At 58.7% G+C, this 15,001-nt stretch carries 14 protein-coding genes and 1 pseudogene; 5 read left to right on the top strand and 10 right to left on the bottom strand.

Features of this window, described 5'->3' with window-relative positions:
* Positions 1–22: 22 nt before the first annotated feature.
* The 6 genes from IVB36_RS39685 to IVB36_RS39660 form a co-directional block, all read right to left on the bottom strand.
* Complete coding sequence (locus IVB36_RS39685) at positions 23–217, bottom strand: hypothetical protein (RefSeq protein ID WP_247395146.1); 195 nt, start codon at positions 215–217, stop codon at positions 23–25.
* Between the two features lie 361 nt (positions 218–578).
* Positions 579–854 carry a DUF5985 family protein gene (locus IVB36_RS39680; RefSeq protein ID WP_247395144.1) on the bottom strand — a complete coding sequence of 92 codons (276 nt, stop codon included), beginning with the start codon at positions 852–854 and terminating at the stop codon, positions 579–581.
* The gene (locus tag IVB36_RS39675; RefSeq protein WP_247395142.1) at positions 854–1,111 is read right to left on the bottom strand and encodes a DUF5985 family protein; all 258 of its coding nucleotides are present in this window, start codon (positions 1,109–1,111) and stop codon (positions 854–856) included. Before IVB36_RS39675 ends, IVB36_RS39680 begins: the two co-directional genes overlap by 1 nt.
* 2 nt (positions 1,112–1,113) lie before the next feature.
* Positions 1,114–1,485 (bottom strand): hypothetical protein, encoded by a 372-nt coding sequence (locus IVB36_RS39670; protein WP_007607493.1) that lies wholly within the window; start codon positions 1,483–1,485, stop codon positions 1,114–1,116.
* 166 nt (positions 1,486–1,651) lie between these two features.
* Complete coding sequence (locus tag IVB36_RS39665; RefSeq protein WP_247395140.1) at positions 1,652–2,158, bottom strand: PRC-barrel domain-containing protein; 507 nt, start codon at positions 2,156–2,158, stop codon at positions 1,652–1,654.
* Between the two features lie 390 nt (positions 2,159–2,548).
* Positions 2,549–3,346: a Crp/Fnr family transcriptional regulator gene (locus IVB36_RS39660; RefSeq protein WP_085402321.1), complete on the bottom strand. Its 798-nt coding sequence runs from the start codon at positions 3,344–3,346 to the stop codon at positions 2,549–2,551.
* A 137-nt stretch (positions 3,347–3,483) separates the two neighbouring features.
* Here IVB36_RS39660 and IVB36_RS39655 point away from each other — a divergent pair, with 137 nt between their 5' ends.
* Together IVB36_RS39655 and IVB36_RS39650 are read left to right on the top strand one after the other, a co-directional pair.
* Complete coding sequence (locus IVB36_RS39655) at positions 3,484–5,577, top strand: cache domain-containing protein (protein ID WP_247395138.1); 2,094 nt, start codon at positions 3,484–3,486, stop codon at positions 5,575–5,577.
* Positions 5,549–6,223, top strand: a complete 675-nt coding sequence (locus tag IVB36_RS39650; RefSeq protein WP_247395135.1) for a response regulator transcription factor — start codon at positions 5,549–5,551, stop codon at positions 6,221–6,223. The genes IVB36_RS39655 and IVB36_RS39650 overlap by 29 nt, the downstream gene beginning before the upstream one ends.
* A gap of 712 nt (positions 6,224–6,935) precedes the next feature.
* Here the strand turns inward: IVB36_RS39650 and IVB36_RS39645 are convergent.
* On the bottom strand, positions 6,936–7,163 hold the full coding sequence (locus tag IVB36_RS39645; RefSeq protein WP_247395131.1) for a hypothetical protein: 228 nt from the start codon (positions 7,161–7,163) through the stop codon (positions 6,936–6,938).
* A 346-nt stretch (positions 7,164–7,509) separates the two neighbouring features.
* On the opposite strand from IVB36_RS39645, the gene IVB36_RS39640 reads away from it, so the two are divergent.
* Positions 7,510–8,760, top strand: a complete 1,251-nt coding sequence (locus IVB36_RS39640) for a sodium:proton antiporter (RefSeq protein ID WP_247395130.1) — start codon at positions 7,510–7,512, stop codon at positions 8,758–8,760.
* A 34-nt stretch (positions 8,761–8,794) separates the two neighbouring features.
* Here the strand turns inward: IVB36_RS39640 and IVB36_RS39635 are convergent, their stop codons facing one another.
* On the bottom strand, positions 8,795–10,612 hold the full coding sequence (locus IVB36_RS39635) for a chloride channel protein (protein WP_247395127.1): 1,818 nt from the start codon (positions 10,610–10,612) through the stop codon (positions 8,795–8,797).
* A gap of 138 nt (positions 10,613–10,750) precedes the next feature.
* Positions 10,751–11,938, bottom strand: a complete 1,188-nt coding sequence (locus tag IVB36_RS39630; protein WP_247395124.1) for an FAD-binding domain — start codon at positions 11,936–11,938, stop codon at positions 10,751–10,753.
* A gap of 229 nt (positions 11,939–12,167) precedes the next feature.
* Between IVB36_RS39630 and IVB36_RS39625 the strand changes: the two genes are divergently transcribed.
* Positions 12,168–13,208 (top strand): AI-2E family transporter, encoded by a 1,041-nt coding sequence (locus tag IVB36_RS39625; RefSeq protein WP_247395121.1) that lies wholly within the window; start codon positions 12,168–12,170, stop codon positions 13,206–13,208.
* 764 nt (positions 13,209–13,972) lie between these two features.
* Positions 13,973–14,317 carry a hypothetical protein gene (locus IVB36_RS39620; RefSeq protein WP_247395119.1) on the top strand — a complete coding sequence of 115 codons (345 nt, stop codon included), beginning with the start codon at positions 13,973–13,975 and terminating at the stop codon, positions 14,315–14,317.
* 164 nt (positions 14,318–14,481) lie between these two features.
* Here IVB36_RS39620 and IVB36_RS39615 read toward each other — a convergent pair.
* Positions 14,482–15,001, bottom strand: a pseudogene (locus tag IVB36_RS39615) (IS5/IS1182 family transposase); the annotation flags it as partial.

Genomic DNA, 15,001 nt, shown 5'->3' with positions numbered 1-15,001 from the left:
CCAGACCAAAGGACGGCTGCTGTTAGCTCGGATTGGCGAGCCGCTTCCCCGCCTCAAAGCCCGTACGCTCGTTGTTGCAGGTGAGACAAGTCGCACGTGCCATTTGCGTACCGTGGATTGCCAGCCGTTCATGCCGATGCGGCGTCTTTTCCTCGCAAGACAGGCAGTACGCTTGCGGAAACACACCGAGTGCCGTTTGATTCGATTTGCTGATCATGAAAGCCCCCTGCGCAATATCCTTCGGAGGTCGCCCGCGAGCAAGCGGCAGCGGGGCAGATCGGCTGCCAATTGTACAGAACTGTACCGTGTTTCGTCGCGTAGCAAGCTGTGCGCGCTCTGCCGAAGATCACTCCTGTCCCACACAGCAGCCCGCCAACGTCCGGGTGAATTAGCGCGCGGCGGGAGCTGGGATCCCAGCGTTCCTCGGCTGGGGTCCGCCTCTCCTGACGGCATGACCTTTCCATCCGTCCCGGGTAAGGTCAGTGGTCAATTCCCCTGCCCGTCGTTCAAAGCGCGAAACCGGTTGTACGGTTGCACCCCGAGCAATCTTGCCAGTCAGCGCCTCTTGAATTCGCGCTTCACTTGCGCTTCTTCGGCAGCGCATTCTTCCCGACGATCGAAAGCGCAATCAGACCGAATGTGATCAGGCGCGGGATGAAGTACACCGGCTCGCTCGCATTCGTCACTTGCACCACAGCCAGGACAAATCTCGCAACGGCGTCGATCACAAACGCAGCCGCAAAGAGCAGGAAAAAGGTGTCGTCCGTCTTACGCCAAAACTTCAGGAAATATATGCTCGCCAGGAGCGATGCGAATGCCGTCGCACCTGAAAGAACGGGATTCAAATGGTCCATCAGTCGGCCTCCCAGATCATGCCGATAAGCAGGACCGCCATGGCGAACAGGCCGATCGATAAACGCACGGCGGAAAGATCAACCTGAGGAAATACGATCTTATCGATCCAGAGAGCAGCATTTTCGAAAGTCAGACCCGCGAAACAGACGGCGCTCCATAGGAGCAACTTCGACCTGTTACCGATATATGCCCGAATGAGCAGCCATGCACAAAAGCCGCTCGTGATCGCGCAAAGTGTGTAAATCACCGCAGCCATGACTAATCCTTTCGAATCCTGAAGGCATCTGAAAATGCCTGGATGCGGTGTGGGCTGTTGTGGATGATATGTGTGATTGGGATCAAATGCCGCGAATACGCCAAGGCCAAGCTATCGACCACTGGCCGCAATTCGGGCCGCGGCGCAAACGCATAGATCCCTGCCTCGCCGTCGAGGAAGCCATCCTTCCTCAGGGACGCTAGAGCATCGGCCATCTCGATCTTGCCCGCGTAAAGACGTGCAGCAAGCGATTCCACGTCGAACCGCTCGCCGGGCCGCTTGTGGAAGAACAAAAGGGCTTCGAGCTGCGCCACAGAGCGAATGTAGCGTCGGACAAGCTCCTCTACCTCTTCCGGCAGTGCTTCATCAGACATCGTCGACCTCAGCCAGCGGCACGCAAGCTGATCGATTCAATGCGGAAATTCAAGACTGCTTTTCCTGCTACACAAATCTAGCCGACCGGATCAAAGACAACTGGAAAAGGCGGCGCCATCTCAGATGACACCGCCGATAAGCATGGAAATACCGACCGAAATCGGCTCAGTACTTGAATTCAGGCATCTTCTTCAGCTGATCCTTGTTGGCGTTCAGCACCACGTGGTCCGGATACCAATTGTCGCTTCGGTGGGCCGACGTTGATGCGCTTCCCGTCGTGCTCGTCGAACCGGCATTGCCGGTCTTTCCAGCGCCATCGCTGGACACGGTCTTCACCGGTTCCTTGGCGAATTTGAGCTGATCGAATGTTACGGCGACGTTGTGCTCGCCCATTCCAAGGAATCCTCCCACCCCGATCACCACGTTGGCAACCCGCCCGCTGGAATCCAGGATCAGATCATTGATGTCGCCGATCTTCTCGTTGCTGTTGTTATAGACGTTCACACCAACGAGTTTCGATGCACGCCATTCACTTTCCTTGTGCATGGAGGCGGTCGAGGCAGCCGGCTGCATGTTGGGCGCCGCGGTCGTCGCGTTGTTCTGGGACGACTGCGCCATGGCAGGCGTAGCCAGCAGCATCGCGGAGGCAAGAATGCAAAGTGATGTCTTCATGACGATTGCTCCTAGTTGTGTTGGATCATCGTCAACTCATCGCACGCTCGCAAGTTTCGTTTGCCTGCATGCGAAGGTACGCTGCCGCACGAGACTTATCCGACCAGCTTGAGGCGGCTGCGCATCTTTTGATGAAGCATTGCACGTGTCACGGAAGGGTTGCATATGATGAACTCGACCATAGCGATAATGTCGTCCCTGGTGCGATTGCAGCAGGGGTTCTCGTAAACGGCAAGTAGCCTTTGGGCCTCCTCCAAGGCTCCCACCAGAACTTCGGTATCGGTTCGGATCCGGCTTTCTTGCGATGACATCTCCGCCTCTATCGCTTCAAGAATATCTAGACTCTGTTGGCTGCCGTACAGTCGCCTTAACGGCAGCAGGGAATCGCGTTCACGAATATGAAATGCGGAGGGGCGGCACCGCACAAGGACGGTTGTGCGCCGACAGGATGATCCCATGACAATCGCAAGACATCGCTTTCAACCTGGCCTCGTCCATGACGACGATCCCCGCCCTGCGACATCCAATCACTCCGTCGCGCATCATACTCCCGAGAGCGACCGTAACGCCGGCGCGCCGGACCGCGAGAGCATTGGCTATGTAACTGTGCGTGAAAGGTACCTCGCGAGACCCGAGCCTGTCGCTGGCAACCAGGAGCCACCGCGCGAGGCGCTGGTGCAGCGTGTGCCTGGAATTGCAGGCTGATAGTTGCGAACTGTGAATCAGGATCGCCTGAACATAGCCTAAAAGCATCTTTTCAAGCTCGACGTCCTTCTTGATCAAAGAAATCAGCTGATCGGACTGGATCCGAAGCGCTTGGCCCGGCACTCTCACGCTGCAGCGGTGCGGTGAAACGTGCATGCCCAGGACCAACGGCACGCCGACAAAATCCTTCATCCCGAGCGTATGGATCTCGACCGGCAGGCAGTCGCCCGCACGGGTCGTGACAGAACACCCGCCGGACTCGATGAAGTAGGCATGGCGAAGAGGAGTGCCGCGATCGTAGAGAATTTGCCCTTTGTTCAGAGACACCGTCTCGCAGCTTTCGAGCAAACGGCACTGCGATGAAGCCGACAGTCGGGAGACGAGTTCGTTGCGGCTAGTTCCGCAGAAGGGCTCGTCCAAACCAAGCCGCTTCGGGTTGAATTCGTTTTCGATCAACCGCAGCGGCGATGAAGAATGTTCCATGTCAAGCCCAATTCTAGACCGCTACAATGATTGCCTGTACGATGGGATGGATCGAGCGATCCTGGGAGTCAGGGTGACCGATAGAACTGTCGGGAAAAACCTGACAAGAACCAGAAATATCGGGGAAGTGCCAGCACGTGGGCGTTTTGCTGTCTCATTTGATACCCACCCGCAAGGAGGCGCCCACCTCAATCTCCCGGCGCGCAGCCCGCCGCCCCTTGATCCTCGTCTTCATCGCGGCAGCGATGCCTCTTGCGCTTTTTGCGGGTTGGGTCGTTTTCCTGAACGCGCAGCAGCAGCGCAGGGGCTCTCAGGCTGCCGCCGTGGAGACGCTCGATAGCGTCGTCAACCGGCTTGCCTCCGAGATCAGCCTCCAGCTCGAGATCGCCGAGACCGTCGCGGCTTCCGCAACACTCGACAAGCCGGACCTTGACGCGTTCTATCGCGAAGCGACGCGTGTCAACGAAGCACGTCCTCTTTGGCAGACGATTCAGCTCGTCGATCCTGACGGGAATCAGGTGCTTGATGTCAGCCGTCCACTCGGAGATGGGATGCGTGCCACCGCCGACCGAGAGAATTTCGAACAGATCCTGAAAACGAGAAAGCCCGCGATCGGCGGAATTGGGCCACGTGGTCCCATCACCGGCAAACGCGTGGTGGCCGTCAGGGCCCCCGTTGAGCGCGATGGGCAATTGAAGTTTGTACTCACGGTGGCCCTGGTGCCCGATGCAATAAGCCAGATTTTGAAGAGCGCAGGAGCCCCGGCCGGCTGGGTGGGTTTCGTGGTCGATGCCAAGGGGAACATCGTCGCCCGCACCTTCGGTGAACAATCCGAACTCGGACAATCTGCCAGCGCTACGGTCCGCCAGGCGATAGCCTCAGCGCCAGAAGGAAGCTACGTCAAAACCACGCCTGCCGGCGAACAAGTCGACTCGATCTACAAAGTCATACCCGGAACCAGCGGATGGTCGGTCCATTTCGGGATACCGACGCAGGAACTGAATGGGCCTGTCCAGCGCTCAGCCATTTTCCTTGCCGGAGGCGGGGTCTTGAGCTTCGTGTTGGCTCTGACTTTGGCCTGGTACACCATACGCGACATTTCGCTTCGCCGGCGCGAGCAAGAGGCGCAGGCAGCATCGGCACTCAGCGCAAGTGAAGAGCGACGGAGGCTGACGATTGATGCCGCAGATCTCGGCGTGTTCAGCTGCGATTTTGCGAGCAGAGAAGCGATCGTGTCGCCCCGCGCCCGAGAGATGCTCCGGATAGACGGTTCGCGCTCCGAAGGAGATACGATCCTTCCGATCGATCGGATACTGAGCTGTATTGATCCCGCCGACCAGCGGAACTTTGAGGCTTCCTTGCTGAGTTGCCGTTCGGGAAACGTGGCGATTGCTGATTTCCGGACCGCTCCCCCTCACAGCCGGTGGCTGCGGGCCAGCGGGCGGCTGTCTCGCATCGATGATAAGAACTTGGACGTCGTGTATGGCGTCATTCTGGATATCGACGAGACCAAGCGAGCCGAGCTGGAGCGACAGCAACTGCTTCGACGTCTTTCCGAAGCGGAAGAAAATGAACGCCGTCGAATCGCAAGAGAGCTTCACGATCAGATCGGCCAGACGGTCACAGGTCTACTTCTCGGTCTGAAGAACCTGGAGCCGCTTCTGGGCACGAGCCCCAAACGCAAGCTCGGATTGGAGAGGCTCAATTGGCTGCAAGGACTCGCAAGAGGGATTGGACGCGATATCCATCAAATCGCGTCTGATCTGCGCCCGACTGCCCTTGATGACCTGGGCCTTTACAAGGCGCTGGAGGCATTCTGCGCCGAGATCCAGCGCCGGTTCGGGGTCAGCGTCGACTTTCAGCCGCTGGGCAAAAAAGATCGCCTCGGCCAGGACGTCGAAATCGCAGTCTACCGCGCAGTTCAGGAAGCCGTAAACAACGTCGTCAAACACGCGCGAGCTCGAAACGTCAGTGTAGTCATCGACCGGCGCATAGCGGAGCTGAGGATCGTCGTCGAAGACGACGGGGACGGCTTCGACGTTCAGGGATTCTCGCAGGGCGAGAGCCGCCATGACAAATTGGGCCTGTCCGTAATCGAGGAACGCCTCACGCTGCTGGGCGGATCTTTGGCCATTGAATCTGAACCCGCCCACGGCACCTCTCTTTTCATGAGAATACCGGTGCCAACAGAGGAGATCGGCTATGTGCCCGATCCGGATCACGTTGACTGACGATCATCCGCTTGTTCTAGCGGGAATGAAAGCGTTGCTCCAGGACGTGCAGGACATCGAGATCGTCGGGGAAGCAACGGATGGACAAACCGCCCTTGCTGTCATTCGCCAGGCGACGCCAGACATTGCCATCCTGGACATCTCCCTTCCCGGCCTCAGTGGCCTTGAAGTCGCTCGCACCCTAGCGACACAGCTACCTCAGGTCCGTCTGCTGGCGCTGACCGTGCACGAGGACCACGCCTACGTTCAGCCCATGCTGCAGGCGGGAGCTCGCGGCTATCTTCTGAAGCGCTCTGCGGCCGACGAGCTCGAGCGCGCAGTTCGCGCGATTGCCGGAGGTGGGTTGTATCTGGATCCCGCAATAGCAGAGAAGGCACTTCCATCGACGCGGGGCGCACATCCGTCTTCCGGCGCTTCGGCAGCCAGCGAGCTGACACCGCGCGAGAGTGAGGTTCTCAGACTCATCGCGCAAGGCTTTAGCAACAAGGAAATCGCCAATCAGCTCAACATCAGCATCAAGACTGTCGAAACCTACAAGGCCAGAGCAGTGGAAAAGCTCGGACTGTTCACACGTGCCGACATAGTGCGCCACGGCGTGGCGCTTGGCTGGTTGAGCCATCCGGCAAAGAGTACCGATCAAGTTTGACCCGGAATCGTGCAAAGCCCCGGCCGCACCGCTTGCGGACGTCAGGATTATCCGGACAAGCCACGCTCATGTCCTGACTATCCGACGAGGCATGGTGAACTATCCTCATTCGAGCGGATGAAACCGCCAGAACCCGATTTCTTCCGGATGCTGCACTCCGCATCTGGAACGGATCAACTTCTTTGGAGGCAGACATGCGAAATGTATTTTTCCGCGGACGTGCCGGTCGCCAGCTCTTTGCACAATATGAAAAATTGCCGAGGCTCGCAGCCAGGACACGCTCGCCGGTTGATGCTCGCGTGGCGAGAACTGCGGGCATTGGCCTCGCCTGTGTATACCTCACCTGCCTTCTGTTCTCGGCGTATGCAATCGCTTGAACGGGTGCCAGCGCGCTACCCACCAGATGCTGATCGGAATCGTCGAAGCTCGGACTCTCATGAGACCGGGATTGTTTTGGCAAGAGCTTATCTGATCATGAATACACTCCTGGCGCTCATCGTCCTCGGCACGTTGCTCATGGCTCTTAGTGTCGCGGCGCTGGAAGCCGCAGCTCGCCGTTTTTCTCAGGTTCTTAATCGTCAGCTACCGATGTAGGCGCGGTGCCCCACTCGGACACATAGACTGACCGTAGGCGAACCCCACGCACTCTGCGGCAAAGGCCGCCGTGGCCAAGGCGAGGGCCGCCTGGACCGCGGCCCTCGAAGGTTCGCACCTATCGGCAGACACGCACGCGCTTGACGATACGCCGGCCATGATAACCGCGCTTGACTATGGTCCGCACCGTGCAAACCCTCCGATGATGATGGAAATAGCGGACCTGCACTGTTTCGGATGTTGCCGCTGCGCCGGCCGGAGGCGCCGTCATCGCATTGGCGGGAACCGCGAAATGAATGCCCGCAAGCAAAGCAGCGGCGGCGAAACCATAGGCTAATTTCTTCATGATGTTTCCTTCGTGTACCCGCTTCGAACCTTCATGTCTGTTCAATGAATGCGGAGTGAACGAGCCCATCGACAATCGTTATCGCGATCTTTGGCCGCAGATGCATCAGTACAAGCCGACAAGCAATAGTTCCTCTTTTCAAATGTCGAAGACGCGGCAAGCCTGCGGAGAGAGGTATTAGGGTTCGGCGGCATCCGGTTTGACTTAGGTGAATGGGGACATGCAGCTTTTTGGTTGTTACCAGCCCAGAAGTCGCTATCTTGAACCTGGCTCCTTCGATCGATCCGGGAAGCAGCGGCCTGTAGCGGGCGGAGCAAACGCACTCACCAGAACAACGGAACTTGCTGTGCTTTCGCTGATGGATATTGCCGCCGTTCTGCTTACGCTGTCGGCCGTTTTCGGCTGGCTCAATCACAAATTCCTGCCACTGTCCCGCAGCGTAGGACTTCTCGTGATGAGCGTCCTGACCTCATTGCTCCTGATCGGCTTGGATGCGGCAATTCCCGACATTCAACTGCTCGACCAGCTTGCCAGCGGGCTCCGGCAGATCGACTTTGCCGAAGTCGTAGTGAACGGGATGCTTGCATTTCTTCTGTTCGCTGGCGCCCTGCACGTGGATCTGGAGACACTCAGGAGCCGCGCATTTCCGGTGCTTCTTCTGGCCGTATTCGGCACGCTGATCTCTACGGCGCTCGTCGGTCTGATCTTTTGGCTGATCTGCGGCCTTATGAACTTACCCGTGCCGCTCGCCTGGGCGTTCGTCTTCGGAGCCTTGATAAGCCCGACGGATCCGGTGGCCGTTCTCACCACGCTTCGCAACACGAACGTGCCGAAAGAGCTACAGATCGAGGCCGAGGGCGAAGCGTTGTTCAACGACGGCGTCGGAATTGTCCTGTTCACGATTCTGCTTCGTTTCGCGAGCTCGGACGATGGTGCGCATGTCTCGGTTGCCGATGTCGCGCAATTACTGGTTCGCGAAGCTGGCGGCGGGATGGTGCTCGGCTTGTTGAGCGGCTACATCGCGTATCGCGCGATGCGGCTCATTGACGATTATGCAATCGAGGTGCTGATCTCCCTTGCGCTCGTCACTGCGACCTATGCGCTCGCGCTTCATTTGCACGTCAGCGGGCCGCTTTCCATGGTCGCCGCAGGTCTTCTCATCGGCGACCGGGGACCGCGATATGCGATGAGTGAGCGGACACAGGGGTATCTGTTCGCGCTCTGGACACTTATCGACGAAATTCTTAACTCCGTCCTTTTTTTGCTTATCGGGCTCGAGACCTTGATACTGCGATTTGATCTTCGCAGTCTCGTTCTGGCGGCGGCAACTGTGCCAGTCGTCCTCTTCGCGCGGTTTGCCTCGGTTGGGGTACAGCCGTTTCTGTTCGGGTGGACACGGCTGCTCTCGTTGCGCAACGCACCTTTCCTGACCTGGGCAGGCGTGCGTGGCGGCATTTCAGTTGCGCTGGCCTTGTCGCTGCCGGATAGCCCCGCCAAGTCCGCCATACTCGCCTCAACCTATGCGGTCGTCCTGTTCAGCATCATCATCCAAAGCTCGACTCTGGGCTGGGTTGCAAGACGTACTGTAGGTCAATAGGTGAGCTCTCTCGACGGGACCTGGCTCCGCTCGGTCAATCCTCATAGCTGTCGATCACGGCATCTGCGATGACGCGTTTGGTGAGGACGCCGACGATATCGTTCACGCGCGGGCGCGAGGCAGAGCGGATGACGATTGCCGCGCCGGCACGATGGCGCTTCAACCTGGCAAACACCAAGCTTAGAAGGTCCTGATCCCGGCAAATCATCATCCGCCGCTCGACGAACTGCTCGACCGCGAGAACTGGGTTGGATTGCGACTCCGCCCATAAGCCGGAACGCGGTGGGATCAGCCCAACGATCCGGCCTTCGCGCTCAACCACGATAGGAAGTGCATCATCGATGTCTTCCGCAGCCATGACCTGCTTTAGTGTCGTTCCTACCCTGGAGACGATAAAGCGCCTTTCCATGATGTCCTGGGCCTGCTTCACCAGGTAGAGGTTGATATGCCGTTCCTTTGGGATGCGGTGCCCGCGATGGCGGAGCTTGACTGTGTAAATCGTCTCGTTGACGAGTGCACGCCTCACGCCTGCAGCCAACGCCACCGCAACGATAACCGGAACGATGATTGCGTAGTCGCGCGTCATTTCGAACACCATCACGATGGCCGTCATGACGCCGCCCGTACCTGCGCCGACGATGGCCGCCATTCCAACGATCGCGGCCGAGGATGGCGTTAGCCCTGAGTGAGGCAGGATTGAATCGGTTGCAGCGGCAAAGGCGGCCCCCAGGGTGGCGCCAAGGTAAAGCGATGGCGAGAATATTCCGCCCGACGCCCCGCAACCGAGGCTGACCGTCGTTGCTAACAGCTTCAGCACGAAGAGCAGCGCCAGCAACCCGGCGGCTGTCATCTTGTGGTCCAGTATCTCCTGAATGACAGAGTAGCCCACTCCGTCGACGTAGGAGTGTCCAAAGCCATGCGTGAGCATCACCATCACTAGGCCGATTGACGACATGCCGATGATGTTCTGAACATACTCGTTAGCAGACAGCTTCGGAAAGCCATCTTCCATGAAGACGAGCAGACGGATAAACGCCCAGGCTGCCGCTCCAGACAACAGGCCAAGCAGGACGAATGCGAGAGCTTCCTGCGCATTGAAGGATGCAACCATGCTGAATTGCACATCCGGAACCGAAAAGGCCGGGTCCGGACCGATCAGGATGCGCCCGATCGTCGTCGCAGCCCCCGTGGCCACGACGACTGGAAGGAATGTCCGGTTTGAAACTTCCGGCAGAAGAATTTCCAGAGCAAACAGCACGCCGCCCAGCGGAGTATTGAAGGTCGCGGCGATGCCCGCGCCCGCGCCCGCGGACAGCAGCGTGATCCTCTGCCGGGTCGAGAGCCCGATGAACTGAGCAAAGGCTGAGCCCAGGGCTGAGCCTATCTGAATGATAGGGCCTTCGCGCCCGACGGCGGCGCCGCTTCCGATCGATATTGCGGACGCCAGCGCCTTTATCAAAGCTACCGAACCCCGAATTTTGCCGCGCTTGTAGAATATGGCGTCCATCACTTCGGGTACGCCATGTCCCTTTGCTTCTGGAGCGAACCGCCGGACGAGAAAGACGACGATGAGGCCGCCGATCACAGGCGCAAGAAGAACAAAGTCGCCGAAAGGACTGGGGCCCTCACTGACGTTTGCGTCGTAAACGACGCTCAGCCTGCCATTGTAAGACAAGTTGTGCACGAGGCCGATTAGCGCGCGAAAGCCGACGGCGCCAAGTCCGGTCATGACGCCAATGACCAAGGCGAGCGCGCAAAGCACGAGAAGGCTGACCTTCCGCTCTTCAGCAAACGGCTTGATGCTGCTGCCGATCAGGGCTTTTCGCGTGCCGTAAGTCAGGACCGAGGGCATTTGACCACTATTGCGCACAGACACCGATATGAACTCTGGTTCCGAAAGGCAGTTCCTGCCAAGAGGCATGGCGACAATCCGCGCCCACCGAGCCCCCACGTCACCGCCATTGGACGCCCTTAGTGGTTGTCCGTCGATTCATGTCCCCGCCCAGCGGTAGTCAGGAAGCTCCAGTTCGTCGGCGATGTCCCGCCCAATTGCGAGCCTCGCCAGTCCCGGGATCGAGAAACTTCTGACCACGACGTTGCGGAAGAGCATTCCCACACGCGTTCTCGGCGCCAGGGCCCCGGCAAAGCGCTCCGCACCTCGCTGTTTCCGGCCTATATAGCTCTTCAGCCGCGCCTCGTATCCCGCAAACGCCTCCAAACATCGTCCACTGGACATGGCGAGTTCACCGGCCAAGACATAAGCTGAAATCATCGCCAGCGCCGATCCCTGCCCTGCCAGGAGCGAGACGCAGAACGCCGCATCACCAATGAGCGCCACCCGACCTCGTGACCAGTTCGGCATCCTGATCTGACTGACGGTGTCGAAATAGAGTTCACCGGCGCGCTCCAGTTCGACGAGCATCTGATCGCACTCCCAGCCATCTCCGCCATAGACTTCATGAAGGAGCGCCTTTTGCGAGATCGGCGTTTCCGGAAAAACTGAGTGATGCTCGGCAAATACCAAGAGAAACAAGGTGCGATCGTCACGCAGCGTGAAGCGGCCTACCATGCGGCCCGGCTGACAGTAGATCAGGTACACATCCTCCTCGCGCGGTCGATAGCCGTGAGCTTCGAATGCAGCCACGATATACCCCAGACGCCGCTCGAACTGAGCCTGTGGTCCAAAGACCCGACTGCGCACGGCTGAATGCAGGCCGTCTGCCCCGACGAGAAGGTCGAACCTGCGCCTGCCGCCGTGCTTCAGTTGGACTTCGACGCAATCTGGTTTCTCTTCGACGAGAATGATCTCGTCTCCGAAAATGGCTTCGACGCCGCTGGTCCGTTCGAACAGCATGCGCGAGAGGTCACTGCGCTGAAGAGTAACGTATCGTCCATTCGTCAACTCGGAGAAGACGTCGGTACCGAAGCCGGCCAGCCGACGGCCAGCTTCATCTACGATCCGAAGCTCTCGGGCGTAGTAGCCGTCGCGATTGATCTCCGGCATCAATCCCATCCGTTCAGCGATGGTGTAGCCCAGCCCCCAAAAGTCGATGACATAGCCTCCGCTCCGTAGAGCGGAGGCGCGCTCGAGGAGCGTCGGCTGGAAGCCGGCTGCTTTCAACCAATAGGCAAGCGTGGGTCCGGCAATTCCAACCCCGGAGATTAGAACGCTGTTCATGCCATCTCCTCAGAAGTGAACGACGATCAGCAACACGATGCCCGAGCTCGCTCTAGTGCTTCGGGTCTTCGGACGAGAATTATTCGTTTGCCTACAAGAACATTTGAGGCCGCAACAGAGTATTACATACATCGCGACGCGATCGCCGCGATGATGTTCCGAGTGGTCTCGCCAGCGCAACTTCAATGTCGAGCTTCGGAATCTGGACTGTTCCGACAAAGGAGACGAATTGGAAGACAAATTGACTGTTCATGTGAGGCATATCGAGCGCACCCTCCGTGTAAGCGCAATGGCTCTATTTCTCGCCCTCTCGGTCTGGCTGCTTCGCGACATACTGTTGCTCTTGTTCAGCGCCGTGGTCATCGCTTGTGTTTTGCGGGGTGCCAGCAACGCGGTCCGTCGCGTAACGCGCCTTGGGCCGTACACGTCCTTGATTTTCGCCATTCTGGTGACAGGCCTCGCACTCGGTGCGCTACTGTGGTGGAGGGGCAGCGCCATTTTCAATCAAGCCGACGAGATCAGCCAGCAACTGAGAACCCAGCTGGCACGGATATGGGGCGAACTGCAAAACAACCCGTGGGGCTCGATTTTGGCTCAACAGCTGCAGATCGCCGGAAAGTCTCTGCGCACCGGCCTGACCGGCTACGTCACAGGCGTCGTTGGCTCCGTTCTCGGCATAGGTGGCACTCTCGTCGTGACGGCGGCGACAGCGATATTCCTCGCTGCGTCGCCCCAATTGTACCTCGAAGGCGCGCTTCGTTTGCTTCCAACGGCCTGGCGACCTCGCGGCCGAGAAGTTGCCGGAGAGCTCGGTGCTACGCTTAGGCTCTGGTTTCTTGGTCAACTCGTCGACATGCTGATCGTTGGTCTGCTCCTCGGATTTGGCCTTCTCCTCATCGGTTCGCCCTTGCCACTATCACTGGCCCTACTGGCGGCCCTTCTGAACTTCGTGCCATACATCGGGGCACTTGCCGGCGCAGTGCCGGCGATCCTTGTGGCTCTGGCACAGTCTCCTGCCCTTGCCGCCTGGGTCGGGCTCTTGTTTTTGACGATCCAGCTGTTGGAAGGAAATGTTATCGCACCATGGATCCAGAAACGAACGGTCTCGCTGCCACCCGCACTCACGATCCTTTCCCAAACGATCCTTGGCACTCTCTTTGGTTTGATCGGGCTGATCGTTGCCACGCCCTTGATCGCTGTCCTGCTCGTTGCTGTCCGCATGATCTACGTCGAAGGCTTCCTGGAGCGCGAAAGTAAACAGGCTGCCTAGTTCAGGAATACTACTGAAAAGGTACGGAGGCGATGGAGTTGGTACGGTGTCGTACACTCGTGTGTCTGACCAGCAATCGGCGCGACATAGTGTCCCGAACCCTTGACTCCAGAAACCAAGATTGCAGGCTGATGTTGAGACGGCATTCTGAAATTACAGGAGCCACAGATGCGGAGACTCACACTTGCCCTTTCTCTCACCGGCCTGATCGCGATATCTCCTATCAGCAGTACCCAGGCTGCGCCCCTGACACCGCTCTCGGCAGCCGCGAGCCCGACGGAGCACACGTCGACAGTGCAGGATAGTCTCACGCAGGTTCGCTGGCGCGGCGGCTGGGGAATCGGCGCGGGACTGCTGGCAGGAGCGCTGATCGGCTCCGCCATTGCGACCCCGTATTATGAGGAATATCCGCCGTACTATGGTTACACATACCCATACGGCTACGGTGGGTACTATCCGGCTTACACCTACACACCTTACTGGGGTGGCTATGGTTGGAGACCGCGGCCATACGCCTGGGGCCCGCGCCCCTGGCGCGATAGCTACGGCTGGTCCTCGCCGAGACCGTGGGGATATACCGTCCGGCGCGCACATCCCTGGCGTCATAGCTACGGCTGGGCGCCAAGGTACCACCGGCATCATCATCACGGCGTCGTCCGCGCTCATCATAGGTGGTGATGCGCCGCAGTTGGAGCGAAGTGCCCGGCGCATTCAGTCATAGGAGAGATGCGCCGGGCAACAGGCACTTTGTTGGAAATTACTTTATGGCTGAATTTGCTCCGAGTTGGCAGGCGCTCATCCACACCGCAGTGGCCGCTGTGCTCTCGTATTTCGTGATCATCATTCTGATCCGCGCCTTCGGTCAGCGCGCGCTGGCAAAATGGAATGCCTTCGGATTCATAGTCACCATCGCGCTCGGGTCTGCGATGGCAACGGGCATCTTATCGGCACGCGTTTCAATCCTGCAAAGTACCCTGGCATTTGCTCTTCTCCTGGGATTGCAGCTGATGTTCGCCACCATCTACACCCGCTGGCCGCGCCTTCGGGTCATATTCAACCCTCCTCCAGAGCTTGTCTTTCGTCACGGCAAATTCATCGCTTCAAAATGAAGAGACACCGGATTGCGGAGCAGGATGTCCGTGCCGCGGTGCGCTCGCGGGGGATCGATCGCATTGAAGACGTTGATGCGGTCGTGCTCGAATCCAATGGTTCTCTCAGTGTTCTCAAGTCGGTTCATTCAGGCGCTTCAGCACTGCTAGACGTCAGTCGTCCGTTAAGAAGCCGAATTGAGCGGGAGCGGACAGGCAAGCGTATGCGATAGCTGGATCAGGAAGAGGCACAAGAGTTCTCTGAGCCAGGCGAGGATACGGCGGAAGTTGTGGCCGACTGCTGAGAGCACGACGTTGGCGGCGTCGCCGGCGCGGCCTTTGAGATAGCAGCGGCCAAGGTGACCTTCGGCCTTCAGATGTCCGATGATGGGCTCGATGGCGGAGCGGCGCCGGAGCTCGCGCTTGATGGCGCCGAACACGCCGCGCTTCTGGCCCGAAATGAAGACGCGACGTGGATTTTGCGTGTCGTGGCCGCGATATCCCTTGTCGACATAGGCCCGCTCGATCGGACAGCCGGTGAGCGCCTCGGTGCGGTCGATGACGTCCCGCAGGGTATGACCGTCGTAGGGATTATCGGGCAGCGACCTGGCATGCAGTACGAACAGGCCACCGGGAGCTCGGCGATTGTTGGTGACGATGGAGGCCTTCACGCCGAACTCGTAAGGGGCTGAGGCCTTGCCTTTG

It is taken from the genome of Bradyrhizobium sp. 35, from assembly GCF_023073215.1.
GTDB classification, from domain to species: Bacteria; Pseudomonadota; Alphaproteobacteria; order Rhizobiales; family Xanthobacteraceae; genus Bradyrhizobium; species Bradyrhizobium canariense_D.
Note: the sequence above shows the minus strand (reverse complement) of the source record. Positions and strands in the feature narration are given on the sequence as shown.

Excerpts from the sequence above, each read along its gene's own strand:
- IVB36_RS39685 (WP_247395146.1), bottom strand. The coding sequence starts at position 217 with ATGATCAGCAAATCGAATCAAACGGCACTCGGTGTGTTTCCGCAAGCG.
- IVB36_RS39680 (WP_247395144.1), bottom strand. The coding sequence starts at position 854 with ATGGACCATTTGAATCCCGTTCTTTCAGGTGCGACGGCATTCGCATCG.
- IVB36_RS39675 (WP_247395142.1), bottom strand. The coding sequence starts at position 1,111 with ATGGCTGCGGTGATTTACACACTTTGCGCGATCACGAGCGGCTTTTGT.
- IVB36_RS39670 (WP_007607493.1), bottom strand. The coding sequence starts at position 1,485 with ATGTCTGATGAAGCACTGCCGGAAGAGGTAGAGGAGCTTGTCCGACGC.
- IVB36_RS39665 (WP_247395140.1), bottom strand. The coding sequence starts at position 2,158 with ATGAAGACATCACTTTGCATTCTTGCCTCCGCGATGCTGCTGGCTACG.
- IVB36_RS39660 (WP_085402321.1), bottom strand. The coding sequence starts at position 3,346 with ATGGAACATTCTTCATCGCCGCTGCGGTTGATCGAAAACGAATTCAAC.
- IVB36_RS39650 (WP_247395135.1), top strand. The coding sequence starts at position 5,549 with ATGTGCCCGATCCGGATCACGTTGACTGACGATCATCCGCTTGTTCTA.
- IVB36_RS39645 (WP_247395131.1), bottom strand. The coding sequence starts at position 7,163 with ATGAAGAAATTAGCCTATGGTTTCGCCGCCGCTGCTTTGCTTGCGGGC.
- IVB36_RS39635 (WP_247395127.1), bottom strand. The coding sequence starts at position 10,612 with ATGCCCTCGGTCCTGACTTACGGCACGCGAAAAGCCCTGATCGGCAGC.
- IVB36_RS39630 (WP_247395124.1), bottom strand. The coding sequence starts at position 11,938 with ATGAACAGCGTTCTAATCTCCGGGGTTGGAATTGCCGGACCCACGCTT.
- IVB36_RS39620 (WP_247395119.1), top strand. The coding sequence starts at position 13,973 with ATGGCTGAATTTGCTCCGAGTTGGCAGGCGCTCATCCACACCGCAGTG.